This window comes from Chitinophagaceae bacterium (genome assembly GCA_030053935.1).
GTDB lineage: Bacteria > Bacteroidota > Bacteroidia > Cytophagales > JASGCU01 > JASGCU01.
Map to the genome: position 1 here is coordinate 1 of JASGCU010000123.1, position 5,213 is coordinate 5,213.

The 5,213-nt window shown below is 28.8% G+C and carries 4 protein-coding genes; all 4 read right to left on the reverse strand.

The window, feature by feature from the left end; all coding sequences use genetic code 11:
- Positions 1–406: 406 nt before the first annotated feature.
- The 4 genes from QM536_09360 to yajC all read right to left on the reverse strand — a co-directional run bounded on the left by QM536_09360 (position 407) and on the right by yajC (position 4,641).
- Positions 407–1,609: a peptidoglycan DD-metalloendopeptidase family protein gene (locus QM536_09360; protein MDI9357216.1), complete on the reverse strand. Its 1,203-nt coding sequence runs from the start codon at positions 1,607–1,609 to the stop codon at positions 407–409.
- A complete protein-coding gene (locus QM536_09365; protein ID MDI9357217.1) occupies positions 1,596–2,360 on the reverse strand; it encodes a DUF4292 domain-containing protein in 765 nt (254 codons plus the stop codon). Before QM536_09365 ends, QM536_09360 begins: the two co-directional genes overlap by 14 nt.
- Before the next feature lie 142 nt (positions 2,361–2,502).
- The gene (locus QM536_09370) at positions 2,503–4,218 is read right to left on the reverse strand and encodes a tetratricopeptide repeat protein (GenBank protein MDI9357218.1); all 1,716 of its coding nucleotides are present in this window, start codon (positions 4,216–4,218) and stop codon (positions 2,503–2,505) included.
- A 120-nt stretch (positions 4,219–4,338) separates the two neighbouring features.
- Positions 4,339–4,641: a preprotein translocase subunit YajC gene (gene yajC / locus QM536_09375; protein ID MDI9357219.1), complete on the reverse strand. Its 303-nt coding sequence runs from the start codon at positions 4,639–4,641 to the stop codon at positions 4,339–4,341.
- Positions 4,642–5,213 lie beyond the last annotated feature (572 nt).

The following is a 5,213-nucleotide window of genomic DNA, read 5'->3' on the forward strand; positions in this document are numbered from 1 at the left end:
ATCCCATCCCTTTATTTATGTGTTATTGCAGCATGTATGTTTTTTGTATGAGTTGAGACCGTTGCAAATTAAAAACGTAAAAAGAATTCTAAGAACTGATTGTCTTAAATAAATATCTAAATTCTTAACTCACCTTACGCAAAAATATAATAAAATTCCATCGCTTTACCTTTTAAAAATGTTACAATAAATTTTTTGAAGGTAATGTTTGCGTAAAAGAGTAAATGGTTTGCAAAAAGATGTTCATATGTAAAGAATATAACGATATATATTTATTTAATCGGTGCTAGGCACCTTTTGATTGTGTTTTTGTGGTGCTTTTCTACAAATATTACATGGACACGCCCTTAAATAAAAAGCAACGTAGTTGCAAAATATTGGTAGAAACAAAAAGGTTCGTATTCAATTATTTTTGCATCATTATCCAATTTTCGGGGTTTAATTTCTGGTTATTTTTCCATATTTGGAATTGTATTTCTGCTATTTTATTTGTATCTACAAATATATCGCCTATTATTTGTCCCGTTTTTATTTTATCTCCTTTTTTTACGTGTATTTCGGAAAGCTTTGCATACAAAGTGTAGTATTCTCCGTGTTTTATGATTACTACATTCTGCATAACAGGTACAAAGGCAACAGTAGAGACTATCCCGTCATGAATGGCTCTTGCTTTTTTTTCTTTTGTTTGTATGTCTATTCCTTGGTTCTCTATTTCTATGCGTTTTAATATAGGATGTGGTTGTCTGCCAAATTTAGATGATACAAACCCTGATTTTACGGGCCATATAAGTTTGTTTTTTTTTGATTCAAAAGCAATGCCTCTTTTATATTCTTCTTCTATTATACTTTTTGGGTTTATTTTTGTATCTATAGTATTATTTTTTTTCTCGTTGTTGTTAATAGTTTTGGCGATGAGTTCATCTATTTTTTTTACTGCTTCCATATACAGCACAAGCTCCGCCTCTAATTCTTTTTGCCTATTACTCAATTGTATGACTAAGGCATCTTTTGTTTTCTTCAGTGACGTAAGCGTATTATTTTCAGTAATGATATTTTTTACTACTTGTTCTTTTTGGAATTGTTTTTTTTCTATTATTTTTTTTTCTGTTTCTAAAGATTGAGATATTTTTGCAATTTCTCTTGCTTGAATGCTCCTGAGCTTAGCATATTGATTGTGGTATTGTAATCTTAAAAATAATTGATAAAAATTTTGAGATGTAAATAAAAAGGAAAGTATGGAGAGCGAGCGAGTTTGTTTTTGAGTATTATAAATGAGTTCAGCATATTCTTTTTTGAGTATTGCCATATCGCTTTCTAATGAGGTGATGATGAAAGATAATTCTTCTATATCTGCTTGGAGAATTTTCATTTCTTCTCTCATAGATTTAAGTACCGTTTCTTTTTTTTCTACTTTTGCATTTATTTCTTTTAAATAACTCAGGGTGGATTCTTTTTCATTCTCTGTTTTTATGATTACAGATTTTGTTTCGTCTATTTTTTGTTTTGTTTTTTGTTTTTCTTTTTCTAAGAATGTTTTTGATTTTTGAGCAATACTTTCAAAAAAGAAAAAAAATAAAAGGAAGACAAGTATTATTTTAATGTATTTCATAGCTTTCGGGTATACTGAATGGGAATTGCAACGTATTTGTTCCTTTCTCTGTCTTTTCGATTTGGATATGTGTTTTAACAAAATTACTGTTTCCTGGTTCGGAGGTATTTTTGTAGTTTCCTTCTATAAGAATAGAATAGGGATATAAAGCATTGGTATCATAAATAGATTGGTAGTTGCTATAGAATATAGAAAACCTATCTGCCGTTTTTATATGGGATATTTGAATCTTTTCTATTTTTTTGTTGTTATTATTGATAAGAGTTTCTATTCGATAGTTTTGAAAATTTTGTTTTATAGTATTCCCATCCTCATTATACTGTATAGTATCTGATTTTGTTATATGTATAAAAGGATTTCCTAAAAGAATGGATTGGATAAATGGATACTGAGAATGCAGATGGAATAATTCTTCTATTTTTTTATAAGAGCTTTTGGAATAATTTTTTTGCAATCTATTGAGTATATATACAGAATCTTTGGTAAGGAGTACCCTTGCCGCTTCAAAACCAAATACGGATAAAGATACCCAAATAATACTATCATATTTTATGCGTATTTGAGTTCTCATATTATAATTTTGAGTATTATCTTTATATTGGATACTTCCATTGAGCGTGAGATACTTCTCATCTATGGGTATATAAAGAGATGCTTCATTATTTTTTTTTGTGTAAATGGTGGGAATATGTTTTTTACTACAAGAAATAAATAAGGAGAGAGTAATTATTATTATTATTTTATTATTCATAGTATTTAAAAAGTCAATTAAGATTGGTTTACTTGTTTTTTCTCTAAAGAGTTTCTTAATCCAAAGTCCTTAAGGGGCCTACATATTTTGCTTTCATATTATTGTCTGTTATTTATGAAAAGTTTCTATGTAAACTCTTATTTTATTCTTCATAAAGTGTTTTATGAATTATTTTTTTATCAATAAGGGTTGAGGTGTTTTTCATTTCCTTTGCTTTTTTCCATTCTTCTACCGCAAGGTCTGTTTTTCCTAGTTTAAAAAGGACATCTCCGTAGTGTTCTATAATAGTTCCGCTTATATTTTTTGTGTCTTGGAGAGCTTTTTCTAAAACTACCTTTGCATCAAAATAATTTCCTTTCATATATAATACCCATGCGTAGGTATCTAAATAAGTAGCATTTGTGGGATTGTTTTCTATTACTTTTTTCCCCATAATAATAGCTTTATCTAACTTTTCTTTTCTGAGAGAAAGAAAATAGGCATAATTATTCAACACGTAGTCGTTGTTGGGATTTATTTTTAACACCTCTTCGTATGCGTTATCTGACTTTTCGTGGTTTTGTACGTAATTATATTCATCCCCTAATAAAGCATTAAAATTTTCTAATCCTTGAGGGTCAAACTGCACATATTTTTTACCCATCTCTAAGTAATGTATTGCTTCTGTATGTTGTTTTAGAAAGGAATAAGATGCTCCGTTAAAATAATACAATTCTGCTTGATTAGGAAATAATTCTAATGCTGCCGTTGTGTTTTTTATAGCTTCTGTATGATTGCTTAATTCGGAGTGCAGTATTGTTAATGCTCTCCATACGTTATACTGTGATTCGTCTAATGAGAGAGATTTTTTATAATACACAACAGCCAATTCTTTATTTTTTTCTATCATTTCTATATCTCCCGAGATATTGTAAGCATTGGGATATTCGGGATGTGTATTCCGTATTATTTCTGCAAGTTCTCGGGCATGTTCACCTAATACTTTGTGGGGAAGTTCTTTTACTATTACCTCTAAAGATTGTATTTTTATGCTTGGGTCATTATGAGGAATGGAAAACATTTTTTTTAGAATTTCTAATGACTTATCTAACTGCTTATTATTCTTATAAATTTCCGAAAGCATAATAAGTAATTGCATATTGTCGGGATATTTCTCTAAATTACCCTCTAATAATTTTGTGGCTTCTGATGTTTTTTTTTCTTCTACTAATAGCCGCACTAATAATATAACATGAGACAAGGCAGGGGGAAAGGTGGAAATATATTTTTTTAACTCTTCTGTGAGATACCTCATGTTTTTTTGTTGTATGTATATTTCCTGCCTTCTTTCGCTTATTTCTGCGGTGAATCCATAGTATTTTTCTGCTTTCTCTAAGGTAGAGAGGGCTTTTTCATATTGTTTTAATTGTATATACTCCGATGTTAAATCAAAATAATATATTTCTGTATTTGCTATAGTGCTTATCATTTGTTCATATCGCTCTGCCGCTTTGTCGAAACGAGAAACATTATCATATAATATGATAGCCAAAAGGTAATAATACTTATTATTTTTTTCTCTTTCTAAAGCATTTTCAATGAAAAAAATGGCTTTCTCCATATCTTGTGACTGCTCGTAAATGCAAGATATTCTATAATGAACAGCCGCATTATGAGGGTTCAGTCTCATAGATTTTTCAAAAAAAGATTTTGATTTTGGGTAGTTTTCTATAAGAAAATACCTCTCACCTTCCATAAATAAATCAATTGCTTCTGCACTGTCTTTGGGAGATACATTTTCTCTCTTTTGTCCGTAAAGGGAACCACTTATAACACAAAAAAATAAAAAAAATACTTGTTTTTTGAGATTGAGAATCATAAAAAAGAGATAATAGAGATTTTTGAATTGGCTAAAAACAATATAAAAACCTCCTTACGAAGAAGTAAATATTTGCATAAATCCCTTTCGTAAGGTGAGTTTTATTTTTTGATAACAAAATTATTTTTTATCCGTAGATGTAGGATTGTTAGTAGATGCATAACGTTTGCTCGCATCCATAGAAATAGATGATTTATCCATTTGAATCCTGACCCCTTTATCTACTTCTAAAAAAAAGGTATCTCCTTCTATAGAATATACTTTTCCATGTATACCTGAGAAAGTCGCTATATCATCTCCCTTTTTTACACCATCAATAAATAAACGCTGTTGTTTTTGTTTTTTTTGCTGAGGTCTAATCATAAAAACCCAAAATACTAATATCATCAATAGTATTGGGGCAAGCTGTGTTAATTGACTCATTGTTTTATGTAGTTATTTTAATTATTATTATAATATGTTTTTTATGAAAAATCAATACTACTATTTTTTTATTATATATTCTATTTACTGCAAAATAATGCTAAAAAAACAGGAAATAATACTCGCATTTTTGATATTACTGATGAGAATAGTATGCAAATTTATAGAAGAGAGGGTGTCCGAAAAGTCACTTTTGATACACTTGTAATTTTGTAAAAGTTTGATTATCAATAGGTTTAAAATTAAAATATTCCTGTAAAAAGTCCTTTTTGAACACTCTCATGTTAATGGGATTGTCAGATTGGATAGTTTTTTTGAGAGTGGGGTTGTGAAAAAAAAATTAATTTTGTAATACTTTTGAGAATTTAAATCGGTTTTGAAAATGTTTTGAGAGTAAAAAGTATTTTGTTGTATAAAAATTCTATTTTGCAATTATTGTTTCTCAAAAATAGTTTCCAGAATAATTTTATAATATAACAAGAAAAAATAGTAGATGAAAGTAATAGATCATATAAAAAACTCCAAAAAAACACTTTTTTCTTTTGAGATATTGCCTCCTCTGAAAGGGCAGA

What these genes read in the sequence shown, in the direction of transcription:
- QM536_09360 (MDI9357216.1), bottom strand. Translation starts at nt 1,609, where the DNA reads ATGAAATACATTAAAATAATACTTGTCTTCCTTTTATTTTTTTTCTTT.
- QM536_09365 (MDI9357217.1), bottom strand. Translation starts at nt 2,360, where the DNA reads ATGAATAATAAAATAATAATAATAATTACTCTCTCCTTATTTATTTCT.
- QM536_09370 (MDI9357218.1), bottom strand. Translation starts at nt 4,218, where the DNA reads ATGATTCTCAATCTCAAAAAACAAGTATTTTTTTTATTTTTTTGTGTT.
- yajC (MDI9357219.1), bottom strand. Translation starts at nt 4,641, where the DNA reads ATGAGTCAATTAACACAGCTTGCCCCAATACTATTGATGATATTAGTA.